The sequence below is a fragment of the Planktothrix sp. FACHB-1355 genome (genome assembly GCF_014748295.1).
Taxonomy (GTDB): Bacteria; Cyanobacteriota; Cyanobacteriia; order Cyanobacteriales; family Aerosakkonemataceae; genus Aerosakkonema; species Aerosakkonema funiforme_A.
This window is the reverse complement of record NZ_JACJUP010001303.1, coordinates 1-1,762: the sequence shown is the minus strand read 5'-3', so window position 1 is coordinate 1,762 and position 1,762 is coordinate 1. Positions and strand designations below refer to the sequence as shown.

The following is a 1,762-nucleotide window of genomic DNA, read 5'->3' as shown; positions in this document are numbered from 1 at the left end:
CAGCTAGAAGCTGAGGGGTTTTGGATTGCTAGGAGTTTAGACTAACCGCGCCTTAAAGCGCGGTTAGTCTAAACTCCAGTACTTTGCGACTCTTCCAAATAAATGTTCCCGCACAAAGTTCAACCGGAAATACCGTGCCATCTTTTTTCTTATGCCATCGAATAAAAATATGTGCGCTGCCTGTAATGCTGGCTTTGTTGATGGCAGAATAAGTGTTTTCTACTTCGGTACTTACATCCGCTGGTGTCAGTTTTAGGGCTTCTTCTTTGCTATATCCGTACATTTGTAAAAAAGAATTATTTACATCTAAAAAAAGACCTGTTTCTATATCAAAAAGAATAATGGCATCTAACTCATTTGAGAATAGGAGCCGATATTTTTCTTCGCTTTCTTGCAGATCTGCCTCTGCTTGCTTGCGCTCGGTGATGTCGGTAATCATTCCCAATGTGCCTATGTATTGCCCGTCTCGATCGCAGATGGGAGTGGCAGATACAATTGTCCACAGGTCAGAACCATCTTTGCGGCGGAATTTAAAATCGTATTGTTCTTGAATACATTGTCGATGGCGTTCCATTTTGGCAGCAGCACCAGCTTGATTTTCTTCATCTGTAAACGCAAATATCGGCATACCTAACATTTCTTCAATGGTATAACCCAACATTTCTGCCATTTTTTTGTTAGCAAAGATTGTTTGGTTTTGGGCGTCGAGAACCCAGATCCCTTCGTTAGCTGTCTCGATGATGCGACGATAGCGTTCTTCGCTTGCTCGCAGTGCTGTTTGGGCTTGCTTTTGTGCGGTGATGTCTACCATCACTCCCTGTATTTTTACTGGTCGATCGCTCGACCTAATTACCGTGACAATATTCCTCAACCACACTACCCGCCCATCGGCTGCGATCGTGCGATATTCCAAATCGTATTCTTTTTTGCTTTGAATGTTTTGATGGCAAAAGTTAAGTACCTGTTCTCGGTCATCTGGATGGATATGGTTTTTCCAGAAGTTTGCCTCCTCAAACCAAGTTTTAACCGGATAGCCCAGCAATCGCTCGGCTTTTTGGCTGACAAAGGTAAATTTTTTAGTCTGTGCATCGGCTTCCCAGACAATTCCATCAATCCAGTTGACAAGTGATTGGTATTTGTGCTTAGATTTCGATAATTCATCTAAAACTTGCTTGCGATCGCCGATTTCTTTTTGCAGTTCTTGGTTGATTGCTTCCAGTTCCTTGACGCGCCGCCAGCCGAGTTGAGCGACGCAAAATGCGCTCGCCAAAAGAATTAGAGTTAGTATTTCTGCGCTTAAAATTATTTGGCTAAAAATAATTTGCTCTTTTTGTAGCTTTAGACCTGACGAGAAAAGAAGTGTACTGATTAAGAAGCAAACTCCGATCGCTAGCCACAGATGCAGCATCCCATAGGAGAATTTCCTCATGGTGAATCCCCCGATATTTCCAGACTGCTAGATAATTTTCTTGGTTTCATAAAAATTTTATATATAGTTTCTTTTTTTACTAAGCATCACAAGAGAAGCAAATATTGGTAAGGTCTTAATATCAGGATGCCCTAAATAATCCTCTGACAGCGGTTAGTTTACATAGTTTTGAAAATATAAAAAATTGTATATATAAATAGATGATTCGAGAAAAAGCTGTATAATGCACAAGCTAAAATCAAAGGTAAGTAGTGGCGCAAAAAAAATTTTGTAAACCGCTGACTGTGGCGTTAAGCTGATGAGCGTGATTATTTGCCCTGGAATTCACGAGCC

1 protein-coding gene is annotated in these 1,762 nt (G+C 41.0%); it reads right to left on the bottom strand.

Annotation, left to right across the window (positions count from 1 at the left end):
- Positions 1–52: 52 nt before the first annotated feature.
- A complete protein-coding gene (locus H6S82_RS31790; protein WP_190472723.1) occupies positions 53–1,429 on the bottom strand; it encodes a PAS domain S-box protein in 1,377 nt (458 codons plus the stop codon).
- Between the last annotated feature and the right edge of the window lie 333 nt (positions 1,430–1,762).

Coding starts and splice junctions, on each gene's coding strand:
- H6S82_RS31790 (WP_190472723.1), bottom strand. CDS start 1,429: ATGAGGAAATTCTCCTATGGGATGCTGCATCTGTGGCTAGCGATCGGA.